Annotated in this window: 11 protein-coding genes; 8 read left to right on the top strand and 3 right to left on the bottom strand. The window is 73.8% G+C overall.

Translation table 11 applies throughout. From position 1 onward, the window contains the following. The first annotated feature begins 5 nt into the window (after positions 1 to 5). Both pcaB and pcaD read left to right on the top strand, forming a co-directional pair. Positions 6 to 1,310 carry a 3-carboxy-cis,cis-muconate cycloisomerase gene (gene pcaB, locus AB0J04_RS01855; RefSeq protein ID WP_363166508.1) on the top strand — a complete coding sequence of 435 codons (1,305 nt, stop codon included), beginning with the start codon at positions 6 to 8 and terminating at the stop codon, positions 1,308 to 1,310. Continuing rightward, positions 1,307 to 2,470, top strand: a complete 1,164-nt coding sequence (gene pcaD, locus AB0J04_RS01850; RefSeq protein WP_363166393.1) for a 3-oxoadipate enol-lactonase — start codon at positions 1,307 to 1,309, stop codon at positions 2,468 to 2,470. Before pcaB ends, pcaD begins: the two co-directional genes overlap by 4 nt. Before the next feature lie 79 nt (positions 2,471 to 2,549). On the opposite strand, the gene AB0J04_RS01845 is transcribed toward pcaD, so the two are convergent. Further along, positions 2,550 to 5,267: an AAA family ATPase gene (locus AB0J04_RS01845; RefSeq protein ID WP_363166392.1), complete on the bottom strand. Its 2,718-nt coding sequence runs from the start codon at positions 5,265 to 5,267 to the stop codon at positions 2,550 to 2,552. A 308-nt stretch (positions 5,268 to 5,575) separates the two neighbouring features. Here AB0J04_RS01845 and AB0J04_RS01840 point away from each other — a divergent pair, with 308 nt between their 5' ends. Then, a complete protein-coding gene (locus tag AB0J04_RS01840) occupies positions 5,576 to 6,601 on the top strand; it encodes a DUF2510 domain-containing protein (RefSeq protein ID WP_363166391.1) in 1,026 nt (341 codons plus the stop codon). Positions 6,602 to 6,750: 149 nt separating this feature from the next. Here the strand turns inward: AB0J04_RS01840 and AB0J04_RS01835 are convergent, their stop codons facing one another. Continuing rightward, a complete protein-coding gene (locus tag AB0J04_RS01835) occupies positions 6,751 to 7,377 on the bottom strand; it encodes a TetR-like C-terminal domain-containing protein (protein ID WP_363166390.1) in 627 nt (208 codons plus the stop codon). A gap of 266 nt (positions 7,378 to 7,643) precedes the next feature. Between AB0J04_RS01835 and AB0J04_RS01830 the strand changes: the two genes are divergently transcribed. Both AB0J04_RS01830 and AB0J04_RS01825 read left to right on the top strand, forming a co-directional pair. Continuing rightward, entirely contained in the window at positions 7,644 to 8,447 is an 804-nt protein-coding gene (locus AB0J04_RS01830; protein WP_363166389.1) for a phosphatase PAP2 family protein, read from the top strand. Continuing rightward, a complete protein-coding gene (locus AB0J04_RS01825; protein ID WP_363166388.1) occupies positions 8,444 to 9,400 on the top strand; it encodes a hypothetical protein in 957 nt (318 codons plus the stop codon). Before AB0J04_RS01830 ends, AB0J04_RS01825 begins: the two co-directional genes overlap by 4 nt. Positions 9,401 to 9,449: 49 nt before the next feature. Here AB0J04_RS01825 and AB0J04_RS01820 read toward each other — a convergent pair whose 3' ends face one another. After that, positions 9,450 to 11,504, bottom strand: a complete 2,055-nt coding sequence (locus AB0J04_RS01820) for a phosphocholine-specific phospholipase C (protein WP_363166387.1) — start codon at positions 11,502 to 11,504, stop codon at positions 9,450 to 9,452. Between the two features lie 370 nt (positions 11,505 to 11,874). Between AB0J04_RS01820 and AB0J04_RS01815 the strand changes: the two genes are divergently transcribed. The 3 genes from AB0J04_RS01815 to AB0J04_RS01805 all read left to right on the top strand — a co-directional run bounded on the left by AB0J04_RS01815 (position 11,875) and on the right by AB0J04_RS01805 (position 15,970). Beyond that, positions 11,875 to 12,747, top strand: coding sequence for a hypothetical protein (locus tag AB0J04_RS01815; protein WP_363166386.1), 873 nt, complete (start codon positions 11,875 to 11,877; stop codon positions 12,745 to 12,747). Positions 12,748 to 12,896: 149 nt separating this feature from the next. Then, positions 12,897 to 13,457, top strand: a complete 561-nt coding sequence (locus tag AB0J04_RS01810; protein ID WP_363166385.1) for a hypothetical protein — start codon at positions 12,897 to 12,899, stop codon at positions 13,455 to 13,457. After that, on the top strand, positions 13,454 to 15,970 hold the full coding sequence (locus AB0J04_RS01805; protein ID WP_363166384.1) for a M48 family metalloprotease: 2,517 nt from the start codon (positions 13,454 to 13,456) through the stop codon (positions 15,968 to 15,970). Before AB0J04_RS01810 ends, AB0J04_RS01805 begins: the two co-directional genes overlap by 4 nt. Positions 15,971 to 15,992 lie beyond the last annotated feature (22 nt).

Below are 15,992 nucleotides of genomic sequence, written 5' to 3'. Positions count from 1 at the left end.
CCGGTCTGCTCGCCCCCGGGTGGACCGGCTCCCCCGCCGCCTCCGCGACCGGTGACGACGCGTTTCTCCGGGCGCTGCTCGACGCGGAGGCCGCGCTGACCCGCGCCCAGGAAGCGCTGGGGCTGGCCCCGGAGGGAGCCGGGGCGGCGGTCACGGCGGCGGCGGTCGAAAACGGTTTCGACGTGCGTTCCCTCGCCGAGCGGGCCCGCGGCGGCGGAAACCCGGTGATCCCGCTGGTCGCCGACCTGACGAAGGCGGTCGGCGAGGAGTGCGGACCGTACGTCCACCGGGGCGCGACCAGCCAGGACATCATGGACACGGCGACGATGCTGGTCGCGGTGCGCACCCTCGGCCTCGTCCTGGCCGACCTCGACCGCACCGGGCGGGCCCTGGCCCGGCTCGCCGCCGAGCACCGCGACACGCCGATGCCCGGCCGGACGCTCACCCAGCACGCCGTACCGACCACGTTCGGCCTCAAGGCGGCCGGCTGGCGGTCGCTGGTGCTGGACGCACGGGACCGGATGACGGCCGTACGGGACGCGCTGCCCGCCCAACTCGGCGGCGCCGCCGGTACGTTGGCGGCCTTCGCCGCGTACGGAGCCGTCGACGCGACCGCGCTGCCCGCCGCGTTCGCCGGTGAACTCGGGCTGCGGGCACCGCTGTTGCCGTGGCACACCCTGCGGACTCCGATCGCCGACCTGGCCGGCTGCCTCGCCTTCACGGCGGGCGCCCTGGGGAAGATCGCGACGGACGTCCTCAACCTCGCCCGCACCGAGATCGGCGAGCTGGCGGAGGGCAACGGAGGCGGTTCCTCGGCCATGCCGCACAAGGCCAACCCCGTGCGGGCCACGCTGATCGCGGCCGCCGCCCGGCGGGCTCCACAGCTCGCGGCCACGCTGTACGGCTCGCTGACCGCCGAGGACGAGCGGCCGGCCGGGGCCTGGCACGCGGAGTGGGAGCCGCTCAGGGATCTGCTGCGGCTGGCCGGCGGGGCCGCCCGGGACGCGGCCGAGCTGACGGAGGGGTTGCGGGTCGACGCGGGCGCGATGCGCTCGAACCTCGATCTCACCCACGGACTGATCGTCTCCGAGCGGCTGTCCGCCGAGCTGTCGGCCCTGCTGGGCCGTGCCCGCGCCCGGGAGCTCCTCACGGAGCTGGCCCGGCGCACCTACACGGACAACCGTCCGCTGGCCGAACTCCTCGCCGAGGAGCCCGACTTGAAGGACGTCGACCTCGGCGACCTCACCGACCCCGCCCGCTACGCCGGCTCCGCCGGAGCCCTCACCGACCGTGCGCTGGAGCGACGTTGACCGAGAAGCTGCTCAACCACCGTGCGGAGGGGCCGACTTCCGCTCCCCCGCTGCTGCTCGGCCCCTCGCTGGGCACCTCGTACGCCCTGTGGGACAAGGTCGCCCCCGAGCTGTCCATCACGCACCGGGTGATCCGCTGGGATCTGCCCGGGCACGGGGGTTCGGCCGCCGACCTGATCGGCCCCGGCGCGACCGTCGGCGACCTCGCCGACCTGGTGCTGGCGCTGGCCGACTCGCTCGGCGTGGAGCGGTTCGCGTATGCGGGCGTGTCGTTGGGCGGCGCGGTGGGTCTGCGGCTGGCGCTGGACCACCCGGAGCGGGTGTCGTCGTTGGCGGTGATCTGCTCCTCGGCCCACTTCAACGGGTCGAAGCCGTGGGAGGAACGGGCCGCGCTGGTGCGCCGCGAGGGGCTGGCGGGGCTCGCCGAGACCGCGAACGCCCGTTGGTTCACACCCGGGTTCACCGTGCCCGAGCTGGTCGCCGACCACCGTGACGCGGACCCGGCGGGCTACGCCGCGTGCTGTGACGCGTTGGGCGCGTTCGACGTGCGCGAGCGGCTGCCGGAGATCTCCGTGCGGACCCTGCTGATCGCCGGGCGCAAGGATCAGGCGACACCGCCGGCGCATCTGCGGGAGATCGCGGACGGAGTGCCGGACGCCACGCTGGTCGAGCTGCCGGGGTCCGCGCATCTCGCGCCCGCCCAGTGCCCGGAAGCGGTGCTGACCGCGCTGCGGGCTCATCTCGACGGCGGGGCGAAGCGGGGCATGGCGGTGCGGCGCGAGGTGCTCGGCGACGCGCATGTGGACCGGGCACAGGCCCGGCAGAACACGTTCACCGCGCGTTACCAGGACTTCATCTCCCGCTACGCCTGGGGCGAGATCTGGACCGACCCGACGCTCAGCCGCCGGGAGCGCAGCATGATCACACTGACCGCGCTGGTGGCGCACGGCCACTACGACGAGCTGGCCATGCATGTACGGGCGGCTCGGCGCAACGGGCTGACGCCGGAGGAGATCGGCGCCGTCCTGCTCCAGACGGCCGTCTACTGCGGGGTCCCGGCCGCGAACTCGGCCTTCGCGACGGCCCAGCGGGTACTGGCGGAGGAAGATGTGGACGTCCCCGTCGACGGGGACAGGGACGGGGAGGACGGGACCGGCTGAGCGGGATCCCGCCTTCCGGTCCCGCGCACGGGGCGCAGGACCGGAAGCGGACGCCGTCGTCCCTGCCCCTGTCCGACCGCTACCTCCGTGTCTGTCCGGGGACGAGTCCCACCTGGGGCGCGCCCAGGCTCTGGAGGGCCTGCTGTGCCTTGTCCGCCAGGCCGTCCGCGCCGCAGGACCGGGCCAGGGTCAGACCCCGGCCGAGTTCGGACACCGAGCGGGAGAGGATGCCGTACTCGACGCGGGCGGCCGCGTGTTCGTACTGGCAGGGCGAGGACTCCAGGTAGGTGACGGCCTGTTGGGCCAGCCGGACCGCGCGCTGTCCGGTCTCCAGGGCGGCGGCGCAGCGCAGGGCCTCGCCGATCGCCGTGTCAGTGCCGAAGCGCTCGGCCCGGCGGCGGGCCTCGGTCGCGAGCCGGTTCGCACGGGCCGGGTCCTCGACGGCCAGGGCCCGGGCGAGGTCGACGGCCCACGGGACCATCACCGGGTTGAGGTGGCCGCGGACGGCGGCCGCCTTCTCGGCCGCCTCCAGTTCGTTGATGCCGTCCTTGACGCGGCCGACGGCCAGCAGCAGCCGGCCGCGGACCGAGCGGGGGTCGGGCAGCACGATCGTCGACGGGTACGGCGGGGCGAAGTCGTACTGTTCGGCGATCTCCCAGGCCTCGGCGACATGGCCGCGGGCCAGCAGCGTGTCGACGAGGTTGCAGGTGGCCGACCAGTAGAGGGGCAGGCCGCGGCCGACGCGTTCGGCGACCCGCAGGGATTCCCTGAGGGACTCCTCCGCGTCCTTCAGACGGCCCCGGCGGCGCAGGCCCAGTCCCAGGTAGGCGTGGGCCAGGGCGAGGTGGCCGCCGCTCCAGCCGGAGGACGTATAGGTGCGCAGGGCCTCGGTGAAGAGGGCGACGGCACGGTCGAGCCGGTCGGTGTAGGCGTAGGAGCTGGCCAGCATCATGAGCAGCTCGATGCCCCACTCCTGGTCGGTCCAGCCGAGCCCGGGAGCGAGGCTGCCGTTGACCAGGGCGCGGTCGCAGAACTCGGCGACCTCCTCGGCGTTCTCGCCGCGGGTCACGGCGTCGAAGCCGCGCAGGATGAGCAGCGCGCGTTCGGCGTTGTCCCGGCCGGCGCAGGTCGCGGCGAGCTCGGCGAGCCGCTCCGAACGGCGCGGGGTGGTCGCCTCGCCGGCGTGGACGCCCTCCCACATGAACTGCACGGCCTGCAACCGCAGTCGAGCCGGTCCGGGCGCGTGCCGGGCGGCCTCCGCCTCGACCGTGCGAACGGCCTCCTCCAGCTGGTTGTTGTGCAGGAGCGCCTGGGACAGGCGGTAGACGGCGTCGACGCGGACGTCGCCCCCGAGGCCCGGCACGGTGGCGAGTGCCGTGCGCAGGTGTTCGATGGTCCGGGCGGGCGCGGTGAGGAGGGTGGCGCAGCCCAGTTCGTAGAGCACGCGCGCGTGGACCTCGGGGGCGGGCGGTTCCTTCAGGGCCCGTTCCAGACAGCGGCGGGCCGCGTCGGGGGCGCCGACGGCCAGGTGTTCGCGGGCGGCTTCGCGCAGTTGCTCGACGAGTTCCTCGTCGCCGTCCGCGTGGACCTGGAGCAGGTGCCGGGAGGCGGCCGCGAGGCCCTTGCCGGCGTCGGTGACGACCTGGGCGGCGATGCCGTGCATCGCGGTGCGCAGGCCGCCGGGGATGGAGTCGTAGACGGCGGTGGCGATCAGCGGGTGGACGAACTCCAGGTCGCCGTCGTCCGCGGGGACGGCGCCGGGGCCGGGTTCGGTGAGGATGCGGGCGTTGCGCAGCAGTTCGGCGCAGCGCACCGCTTCGTCCCGCTCCAGGCCGGCGAGCCGGGCGGCCTGGGCGACGGAGATGTCCGCGCCGAGGATCGCGGCCGCCATGGCGAACTTGTGGGCCTCCATGCCCAGGGTCTCCAGGCGGTCGACGAGGCCGCCGCCGCGGGCCGCGCGGTTCAGGGGGCGCAGTTCGGTGGCCGAGGACTCGCTCGGTTCCAGTCGGCTCTCGCCGACCTTGGCGAGGAGCTCGACGGTCTCGTAGGGGTTGCCGGCGGTGACGGCCCACACCTCACGGCAGAACGCGGCGTCGGCGTGCTCGCCGAGCGTGGCCCGGGTGAGTCCGGCGACCGCGGTCGGGGTGAGCGCGTTGAGGACGGTGACGGCGCGGCCGGCGGCCTCGCCGACGGCGTCGAGGTGGCGGGCGGCTTCGCCCTTCACCTCGCCCGGCCTGCGGGCCACGACGACCAGGACGGAGAGCTCGTCGAGGCGTTCGACGAACACGGAGAGCCAGCGCAGGGTCTCCTGGTCGGCCCAGTGCGCGTCGTCGATCAGCAGCACCAGCGGGTAGTCCCGCCGGGCCAGCCGGGTCACGGCGGCCACCAGGCCGTCGCACACGCCCTGCGGGTCGGCGTGGCCCTCGCCGGGTTCCGCTATGCCCAGCGCGGGGCCCGCGACGTCGTACCAGTCGCCGAGGTACTCGCGGGCCTCCTCCGGGTGCAGGGACAGCAGCGCCGGCTGGAGCAGCTGCCGCACCACGTTGAAGGGAACGGACCTCAGTGTCTCGCCGCCGCGGGCCGACCACACGGCGCAGCCGCGGTCCTCGGCGATGCGACGTGTCTCGGCCAGCAACGCGGTCTTGCCGAATCCCGCCTCGCCCCGGAGCACCAGCAGGTGCCCCGAGGAGGACGTGTCGGCGCAGAGTGTCTCCACCGCCTGTGCGATGGCGGCCACTTCCTCGTCGCGCTCCCACAGGGAAGCCGAGGCGGCCGCCGCCGGCCTGACCTCCGTCATCCCGCTACCTCCCCAAGTCGCCCGAACGACGTACCGACGTCGAGCGTAGCCGTCCGTGGGCCCTCACGGAGGGCGGTCCGGGCAGGTCCGCCTCCACGAGTGACGGGGGACGGTCCGGAACGCCCTGGCGGGCCTGCGGATGTGCCCCCACGACGTCAACAGCGAGTGACACACACCGAATTGACGTCCAATTCGCGCCACGCGGGTGGCGCGGGGGTGGCGGACGGGTGGCGGGATGTCCGGAGCCGATTTCAAGAGAGTGCCCTCCCTCTCATCCGGCTTTCACCGATGCCTCATACGGTGGGGGCATGACGCAGGTGACTCCTCCCGGGTGGTATCCCGACCCGGGGCAGACAAGTGACGGTCCCGCCACCGAACGCTGGTGGGACGGCAAGGCATGGACGGACCAGACCCGCGCCGCGGGCTCGGCCGCCGTATGGGGTCCGCCGGCGCAGACCCCGGCCGACGGAACATATCCGGCGTACCCGGGGCAGCCGGGGTATCCGGGGTATCCGGGGTATCCGGCGGCGCCGACCACGGGTCCGCGGCGCGGGCTGCGGACCGGGATAGCCGTCGGCCTGGCCGTCGCGGTCCTGGCCAGCATCGGGGTCGGCGTGTGGGCGCTGGCCGGCGACGGCTCGGGCGGCGGCGGCACGGCCCAGGGCCCGGGCGGGCAGAGCGGTCAGGGCGGCACAGGCGGCCGGGGCGGGCCGTTCGGCGACTCCGGCGGGTCGGGAGGCTCGGGCGGCTCCGGGGGTTCCGGCGGGGCGTCTCCCTCGCCGGAGACGTCCGAGGCGCCGAAGATCAAGAGCGGTTCGGTGACCGACGCGCTCAACGGGATCAGCATCCCCATCCCGGCCGGCTGGACCGGCCAGGAGCTCAGCGTGGGCGCGCAGATAACCTCCGACTCCTCCTACAAGTGCCCCGGCGACACCTCCAAGACCTGCACCAAGGGGGGCGTGTACTCGGCGCCCGTCGAGGCCCTGGAGACCAAGGGCGCCACCGCCGAGGCGGTGGCGAAGGCGGACATCGCAGCCAACGCCGAGGAGTCCTACGGCGGCACGACGTACGGCGCGATCACCTCGCACACGGTGCTCGCCTCGAAGGCGGTGACGGTGGCCGGGCAGAAGGGCTACCTGGTGCGATGGAAGGCGGTCACGAGCAAGGGCGCGGACGGCTACGTCGAGTCGCTGGCGTTCCCGGCGCCCGCGGACACCAAGCGGCTGGTGGTGCTGCGCTTCGGCGTCGACGCCGACCAGAGCGTGTCGGTCATCGACACCATCACCAAGGGCATCAAGGTGTCGACGGGCGGCGGCAGCGGACAGGACGTCTGACCCGGCCCGCGCGGACACGGTCGGCCGGGCGGGGGCCCCTCCGCTCAAAGGGGAGCCCCACCCGGCCGGTGGTGCGCGCCGCCCCCGTCCCCACGGTGCGGCGCGCTACAGGTCACCGTCCAGTCATCCCGTGGACGGCGGCCTGAGTCCTATGTCGCTTTCCAGGTGAGGCCGAGCGCCGGCAGCACGGCGGCCTCGACGAAGCGCACCAGGTATTCCTGGTCGGCGTACTGCCCGTCGATGACGGGACGGGCGCGGATCACTCCGAACATCTGCACCGGGATGTACTCCAGCGCCGGGTGGTCGCCGGCGATCTCGCCGCGTTCGACCCCGCGCCGCAGGATCTCCCGCAGCGCGGCGATCTCGGGGTCGATGAGCGCCTCGCGCAGCGCCCGGGCGAGTTCCTCGTCGCCGGTGACGGCGTGGCCGAGCGCCTGCAGCAGTTTGGTCTCGTTGGCGGACCAGCGGCCGGTGGCCCGCGCGGCCTCGCGCAGGTCGCCCGCGAGCGAGCCGGTGTCGATGCCGGTGAGCCGGGTCTGCCGACGGGCGCGCAGCGCGGCCACCACGAACTGGGGCTTGGTCTTCCACTGCCGGTAGAGCGTGGACTTGCTGCACCGGGTGGTGGCGGCGACGCCCTCCATGGTGACGGCCTCGTACCCGCACTCGCGGACCTGGTCGAGGACGGCGTCGAAGAACTCCCGCTCACGCTCGGGCGTGATCTTGGAGCGGCGCGTGGCGGAGACCCGCTCGGGTCCGTCCGCTGCCTGCGACGTCATCTGCTCTTCGCCTCGTTTCTCTGCCGCTCGACCACTCGACCACTCGGCCGCTCTGTCGCTCGGCCGCTCGCCTCGAGGTCCCTGCCGTCCGCCCGGGAGCCCTCTTCCCCAGTGTGTCCTATGTCAATCGATACGCCAGTGTACCGGTACGACCGCGTATCGGTACACTGGCGTATCGGTACGGCATCGTATCGGTGGTGTATGCACGGGTCATGAGCGCGGCAGCACCACGTCACACGCACCACCGTCAGCGAAGGGGTCGGGGGATGAATGCCCGCACCGAGCCTGCAGAAGCGGAGCCGGCCACACCGGCGCGGCCGCCCATAGTCCGCGAGCTCCTGCTTGTCGCAGGGCTCTTCCTGGTCTACAAGTTCGGCCGACAGCTGGCCACCGGCCATACCGCCGAGGCCTTCCGCAACGCCCACGACGTGTGGGGCCTCGAACGCCGGCTGCGACTGCCCGGCGAGGGCTCGGTGCAGTCCCTGCTGATGCACGGGGACACCCTGATCAAGATCGCGAACACCTACTACGCGACCGTGCACTTCGCGGCCACCGTGGCCTTCCTGGTCTGGCTGTATCTGCGGCGGCCGGCCCACTATGTGTGGGCCCGCCGGGTGCTGGCCGCGGTCACCGCCGCCGCGCTGGCGGTGCATCTCGCGTTCCCGCTCGCCCCGCCCCGGATGCCGGCGGCGACGGGGCTGGTCGACACCGCGCGCGTGTTCGGGCCGTCGGTGTACGGCCCGCCGCAGACGGACCATCTGTCGAACCAGTTCGCGGCGATGCCCTCGCTGCACTTCGGCTGGGCCCTGATGGTCGCGATCGGCATGATCGTCGCCACCCGGTCGCGCCGGCGGTGGCTGTGGCTGCTGCATCCGCTGGTGACCCTGCTGGTGATCGTGGGCACGGCGAACCACTACTGGCTCGACGCGATCGTGGCGGGCGTCCTGCTCACACTCGCGCTCGCGCTGATCCGCGCCCCCCGGCGCAAGACCCCGGCCACCACCGCGGGAAGCGGTGCGGGCACGCTCGACCCGGCCGAGGAGCCGGTCCTGGTGGGAGCGGCCGGATGAACGCCACACTGATCGCCGTCGTCCTGTCCCTCTTCTCGGCCGCCGCCTACGCGGCCGCCGCCGTCGCCCAGGAGCGGCTGGCCTCCCGGCATCCCGGCACGGGCCTGCTGCGGCTGCTCGGCAACGGGTCCTGGTGGTCCTCGGTGGGGCTGAACGCCTCCGCCGCGCTGCTGCACGTCGTCGCCCTCAAGTACGGGCCGCTCACCGTGGTGCAGCCGCTCGGGGCGCTCACCCTGGTCGCGGCGGTGCCGATGGGCGCCCGGGTCGCCGGGCGCCGGGTCAGCGCCGCCGAGTGGCGGGGCACCGCCCTCACCCTGGCCGGCCTGGCCGCGATCCTGGTCACGGCGTCGGGGCCGGCTCCCGAGGACGTCCTGAGCGTGCCGGAGGCGGTCGCGGTGGCGGGAGCCACCACGGCGCTGATCGGGCTGCTGGCCCGGCCCGGCGCCAAGCCCGGGCTACGGCACGCGACGGCGTCCGGCTTCGCCTCGGGCGTCGCCTCGGCGCTCACCCAGACGGTGACGGTGGCCGCGACGGACCGTTCGGGCCCGCTGCTCAGCGTGCAGGTGATCGGGGTCGCGCTGCTGGTCGCCGCCTTCGCGACCGGCGGGCTGCTGCTGTCGCAGACCGCCTACCGGGGCGGCCTCGGGGCGCCGCTGGCGATGGTGACCCTGGCGAACCCGGTGGCCGCCGCGGCGATCGGCCTCGTGCTGCTGGGCGAGCGGCTCCAGGGCGGCGCGGCGGGCGGGCTGCTCGCGCTGGCCGGAGCGGGGATCGCGGGATGGGGCGTGGTGCAGCTCTCACGGGCCGCGCCGGAAACCGGGCCCCTCGCCGTCCATGACGACGAGGACCACCCCGTGGCGGCGGTGCTGGCGCTGCGGCCGGAGACGGCGTCGGCCGAGCCCGCGCTGCTGCCCCGGCCGACGGCCGAACCGGGACATCTCACCGCTCTGTAGCGGAGGCGCGCCGCAGAGGGTCTGCGGCGGGCCTCCGCTCCGGGCCGGGTCAGTCCGTGACGATCGCCGGGTCGCTGACGCCGGGGCGGCCGTTCTCGACATGTCCGGCGAACCGCCTCAGGAACGTCGGGTCGGCGGACGACGTGACGGTGAGGTCGTACCACCGCCGGCTCGCCCGCAGATCCACCGTGCGCTTGAGGACGGCGCCGGGGCGCAGCCTGACGGTCGTGGTCCGGCCGCCGTACCCGTCCGCCACCTTCAGCTCCGCCGTGCCGTGGCCGCGGTTGTTGAAGGTGAGCTCGACGCAGTCGCCGACGTGCCGGGCGACCACCTCGCTCCCGGCCGCCTTCCCCGCCCCCTTGAAGACGCGCAGGAATCCGTTCGCGCCGTGCACGGTCAGATCGTGCGCGCCGCCGGAGTAGGCCGAGTTCCAGGTGTCGGAGACGGTCGCGCCCGCCCCGGTGGTGTAGCTCCACGGGCCGTCGGCGCGGTTGCCGGAGGTGACCAGGAAGGCGGCGCCGGCCTTGGCCCCGGAGGCGAAGGTGAGGGTGAGGGTCCCGGCGGTCGAGTCCACCGAGCCGTCCACGCCGGGCGTGTACCTGAGCGGGCGGGTGGGCCGCCGGCCGCGCTCCTGCTTCGGCAGGACGGGGTGGGCGGGCAGGGCGGGCACGTAGTCGGGGTGACGGTCCTTGTCCGGGGGCCGGTAGCCCTCGGTGTCCGGCAGGACGACCGACCGGGTGTCCCGGTGCGAGAAGTCGAACGCTGAGGTCAGGTCGCCGCAGACCGCGCGCCGCCACGGCGAGATGTTCGGCTCGTGCACGCCGAAGCGGCGCTCCATGAACCGGATGACCGAGGTGTGGTCGAGCGTCTCGGAGCAGACGTAACCGCCCTTGCTCCAGGGGGATATGACGAGCATCGGCACCCGCTGGCCGAGCCCGTAGGGACCGGCGGTGTGGCTGACGTCGCCCTTGAAGAGGTCCGGCCCGACGTCGACCGTCGACCTGCCCTGCGCGGCCGAGGACGGCGGGAACGGCGGGAGCAGGTGGTCGAAGAAGCCGTCGTTCTCGTCGTAGGTGACGAACAGGGCCGTCTTCGCCCACACCTCGGGGTCCGCGGTGAGCGCGTCGAGGACCTGGGCGACGTACCAGGCGCCGTAGTTGGCGGGCCAGTTGGGGTGTTCGGTGAAGGCCTCGGGGGCGACGATCCACGAGATCTGCGGCAGCTTGCCGCCCTTGACGTCGGCCTTCAGCCGGTCGAAGAAGCCCTCGCCCTTGCGGGCGTCGGTGCCGGTGCGGGCCTTGTCGTACAGCGGGTCGCCGGGCTGGGCGGTCTGGTACTGGGTGAAGTAGAGCAGCGAGTTGTCGCCGTAGTTGCCGCGGTAGGCGTCCTGGATCCAGCCCCAGCTGCCGTTCTTGTCCAGTCCGTCGCCGACGTCCTGGTAGACCTTCCAGGAGATCCCGGCCTTCTCCAGGCGCTCGGGGTACGTCGTCCAGTTGTAGCCGGCCTCGTCGTTGCCGAGGACCGGGCCGCCGCCCTGGCCGTCGTTGCCGGTGTAGCCCGTCCACAGGTAGTAGCGGTTCGGGTCGGTCGAGCCGATGAACGAGCAGTGGTAGGCGTCGCAGATGGTGAAGGAGTCGGCGAGCGCGTAGTGGAAGGGGATGTCCTCGCGGGTCAGGTACGCCATGGTCGTGGCGCCCTTGGAGGGGACCCACTTGTCGTACTTGCCCCCGTCGAAGGCGGCGTGTCCGTCGTTCCAGCCGTGCGGGAGGTCCTGGAGGAAGGCCATGCCCAGGTCGTCGGCGTTCGGGTGGAAGGGCAGGACGTCCTTGCCGTTGCCGTCCGCCTGGTGCCAGACCGACTTGCCGTTCGCGAGGGTGACCGGGCGGGGGTCGCCGAAGCCCCGCACGCCCCTCAGCTTGCCGAAGTAGTGGTCGAAGGAGCGGTTCTCCTGCATGAGGACGACGATGTGCTCGACGTCCTCGATCGACCCCGTGCGGTGGTTCGCGGGCAGCGCCGCGGCGCGTGCGATGCTGCCGGAAAGGGCGGTGAACGCCGTGGTGGCGCCCCCGAGTTGGAGGAAGCGGCGCCGGTTGACTTCGGACATGGGTGAGGCACCTCTCGTACAGAAGGGTTCTGCCGGCCGGTTCGTGCGGAGTGCGCGCGCAAGGAGTGTTCCAAGGGCACAGAAAGTCCGGGAAGGGTCGGATGACGCCGGTGTGAAGGTCGCCGGTACGTGGGGGGTGCGACAGGCCAAGAAATCACCAAGCGGACCTGGTCCCGGTCCGCGAGCCCTGCCCGAAGTCCCGTGGCCGGTAAGTGCGTTCCCTTTCGCCACAAGAGATGAAAACACCCACTTCTGTTAAATATTGACCGAATGTAGCGAGACTATCGCTTTAGGTGTTTTATCCTTTAAACTCTCCGGCATCACGCCAGGAAGCGCGCCGGGGGCGCGCTGTCGGGGGGAGCTGGTCGACGTGCGCCGTAGAGCGTTGTTCGCCACCCTGTTGGGCTGTGCCGCACTTCTGTTCTCATCGGGGGCTTTCGCCGCGCCGGCACAGGCCGCGGACCCGGTGGCCCCGTACGTCGAACTGGCCCCGGATTCGGGGCAGTTGTCGCCCGGCGGTGCCCCGCTGATCGTCGACACCGTGTTCCACAACACCCTGGACACGGCCATCACGGACAGCTTCATCGTCGCCGTGGGCATCCGACTCGCCCCGCCCGCACCGCTGCTGACGCCCCAACAGGTCACCGTGGAATGGTTCGACGCGGCCGCGTCGGTGTGGCGGGCGGTGGAGCTGACGTCGGGCGCTACCGCGCTCAGCGGTTATCTCAGCACGGACGCCGGGCTGCCCTCCGTGGGCTCGCTCCCGGCCGCCGGCAACGCCCGGATCGGTCTGCGCCTCTCGCTCGCCCCGGAGGTGCCGACCGCCACCACGCTCCAGTTCGTCGCGCAGGGCCTCGTCCAGCCCAGCCCGCTGATCGACCCGGTGGTGCTGATGGACGGCAAGGCCTCGTACGCCGTCGTCACACAGACGACTGCCACGAACTCGCCGTCGGCGTCGACGTCCGCCAGTGCCACGCCGAGCGTGTCCGCGAGCGGCACGGCGACACCGAGCGGCGGCGCCTCCGGCTCCTCGACACCGTCCTCGTTCCCGACGTCCGCCGCGCCGACGCTGTCCGCCGGGCCGGCCCCGTCGGCGCTGACCGGCGGCACCGGAGGCGACCAGCTCGCGGACAGCGGAACCCCGGCCGCGGCCGCGATCGCCGGCGTGGCCGTGCTCGTGTGCGCCGCCGGTGTCGCCCTCGCCGTGACCCGACGCCCGGCCCGCGGACGGGGAGGGGACTGATCCCGGCGGGCCGCCGAGCCCGCCGCAGGACGCGGGTGCGCGACACCGGTCCGTCCCACGTCGCCACGCCTCCTCGTCCCCACGCCCTGTCTCCCCATGTCCCGATGTCTCCATGTCCCGATGTCCCGATGTCCCCACGGGAGGAACTCATGCACCCACGCAACGGGCAGGACGTCCTGCGGGACGTGGTCCGCAGCGTCGCGCCGGCCGAACTGGAGAAGCTGGACGAGACGTGTCGGGTCTACCTCGCTCGGCCCTACCCCCCGCAGCCCCTGCACCGGCCGGCCGGGGACCCGTTGGGCGACGGCATCCAGACGCTCGTCCTGCTGCCGGTCCTGGTGGCCGTGGTCGCGCAGATCCTCGCCGACCTGGCCTCCGGACGCATCCGGGCGGGCGGCAGCCGACTGTCCCGGTGGTGGCGGCGACGGCGAGCGAGCCGAGCCGAGGCCGAGGGCCGACGCGCCGCGCTGACCTGCGCCGTGCCGGAACTCTCCGACGTGACACGGCAGGAACTCACCGAGTGGGCCCTGGCCCGGAGTCGGGCCGTCGGCCTGTCGTCGGCCCAGGCCGAAGCGTGCGCCCACGTCATCGTGGTGGCCGTGGTACGGCCCGAGGCCGAGTCGGCGAGCGCCGCGGTCCCGGAGGCCGGCGCGGACGCCCGCGCGCAGACCGGCGACGTGCAGGCGTCCGCCGACACGCCGCCGTCGTGAGAGTCGCGCCGGGCGCCGCCACGCCCGCCACCGACCGCCGCGAGGTCGCCCGCGCGCTCGTCTCCAGCCCGCTGCCGCTGCCCACCACCACCCGGCTGGTGCTGCTGGTCCTCGTGGCCGCCGCGGGCGCCACGTTCGCCACGTGGTGGTGGCTGGTCCTGGGCCGGGGCAACTGGCAAGGGGCCCAACTCGCCTGTCTGCCCGTCCCCGAGACCCCCGAGACCGCAGTCGCCGCCTCACCCGACGCGGTTCTGTCCCGCTTCACCGGCTGTGTCAACGACGTCCGGCTGGCCCAGTCGGCGGTGGTGCTGTGCGGGCCGCTCGCCCTGCTGGCCCTCGCCCTGCTCGGCCGGGCCGCCGGACGCCGGCTGAACCTGTGGCGGTGGGCGGCGGCGAAGGCCGACGAGGACTCGTCCCTCGCCGCACGCCTGACCGCCGTACTGCCCGACGGCGACGACGCCGGCGGCGGCCCCCGGCCGACGCTGTGGGTGCGCAGGCGGCGCGTCGGCGTCCGGGCCCGGGCGTCGGGCACCGTCCGCAGGCCGTGGATCGTGGCCGACTCGAACGTCTTCAACCTGGCCGACCGGGAGGTGGAGGCGATCTTCCGCCACGAACTGGCCCATCTTCGCCTGCGGGACGTGAGCCGGGTACGGCTCGCCGCCGCGGCCTGGTGGATCCTGCTCATGGGGGTCACCCTGCCGATGGGCGCGGCCCTGGTGCTGAACCCCGGCCTCCTCGGCATGGACCTGCTGGCACGGATGACGGTCGTGCTGGTGATCTTCCTGCTGACCCTGTGCGCGGTGCTGCGCGTCCGGGAGCACGACGCCGATCTCGGTGCGGAGGCGGATCCGCGCGCGCCGGTGGGCGCCACCGCCGACCACCTCGGATCCGACCTCCCGCAGAACCGCCGCGGCCGGCTCCTGCGAGCCGCGGGCCTCGCCAGCCACCCCACTGCCGCCGCCCGACTCGACGTACTGGCCGACCCGGCACGTACGTGGGGACTGTCCGCCTCCGCATGCCTGACGACGGGACTCGCCGCGGGCCTGCTCTTCACCGACCTCGCCCTGCTGGTCGTGTCCCTGATGCCCACTCAGGTCCAACTCGCCTACACACTCACGGGGTTGATCGTCGGCTGGGCGGTGGCCGGGGTGACGACCGTGGCGTGGTGGCGGGCCGTCGCGGTGGGGCACCGGGACGCCCGCGGACGGCGTCCGGCGTCGGCCGGGGCCGCGCTCGGGCTCGGCGTCCTCGTCGGGAGCCAGCTGTCCGGCCGCGCGGCCGGCGACTGGCTGCGGGACACCGGGACAGCCGACGGACTGGCCGCGGCGCTCTCCCTCGCCGACGCCCCGCGCGCACAAGTGCTGGCCCTGGCCACGTCGTTGATGATCGGCGGGGCGCTGTTCGGCCTGTGGACCACCGCCCTCGCCCGAGCCGCGCGGGCCGCGGTCACCGGGCCCCGCTCGGCGCCCGCGTGCGCCGCGGCCGTCGTCCTGTCCGGGCTCATGACGGCCGTCCCGCTGGGCAGTTGGTTCCTCTTCGCCCGACTCACGGCGGCCCGCGCCACTCCGGACATCCGTTGGAGCGTGATCGACACGCCCTGGTGGGCGACGGGGTTCGCAGTGACCGTCTGCGGCGCGCTGACCCCCATCGCCTGGTCGGCCGTCCTCACAAGGGCCCGGGGACGAACGCCGGCGGCGGAGGCACCGCACGACCGCAGCCCCACGGCGGGCGCGACCGCACGCGGAATCCCGCCCGGGCCGCCGCTGACCACCTGCACCGCAACAGCACTCGCCGGCGAACGGAAACAGACCGCAGAAACAACGCAGCCGCCCGGCCGCCGCCCCGCAGAAAGCACCGCCGTACACCGATTCCCGCCCGAAGCGGCACCGCCCGCCCAACAACCCTCAAAAAGCACCACCACACCCCGGCTCCCGCCCGAGCCGGCACCGACCACCGCCACCGAGTCGGCACTCGCCGGCCGACAGAAACAGACCGCGGGAACAGAGGCCGCACCCGGCCGCCGCCCCGCAGAAGGCGCCGCCGTACGTCGGTTCCCGCCGGTGGCGGTGTTCGTGGTCGCCGGGGTCGTCGTCGCGGCGGGGGCCGGGTGGGCCACGGTCGGCGGCCGGTTCGCCGGGGCGTCGGCGAGCTCGGCCGGCCGGTCCTCCGGTCCCCCGGCGACGGTCACCGTCCGGCCGGGCTCGGCGGCCGCCGGAGGCGACGAGACCGTCCCCCTGGGCGAACTCCCCGTCCTCCCGCCCGCGGCGGAGCGCACGCCGCAACTGCGCACGGACACCGCCCTCGTGTGCCGCGCGCTGACCCTCGGCGGAACCGTCGTCTGGACCGACCCGGAGCGTCGGCGCGACACGGCCGACCTGTTGGGCGGCCTCGACGACACCGTTCTGCGCTCCGCCTCCGCCGTACTCCTGCGCGACTTGACCGGCCCGGTGGACCGCGACGCGCTGGTCGCGTCCGTCCTCCGTTGCGACCTGTATTCCCGCTACCGCCGCTGACCCGCCCCACCCTCCGAGGAGG

Source organism: Streptomyces sp. NPDC050263 (assembly GCF_040655955.1).
Lineage (GTDB): Bacteria > Actinomycetota > Actinomycetes > Streptomycetales > Streptomycetaceae > Streptomyces.
Note: the sequence above shows the minus strand (reverse complement) of the source record. Positions and strands in the feature narration are given on the sequence as shown.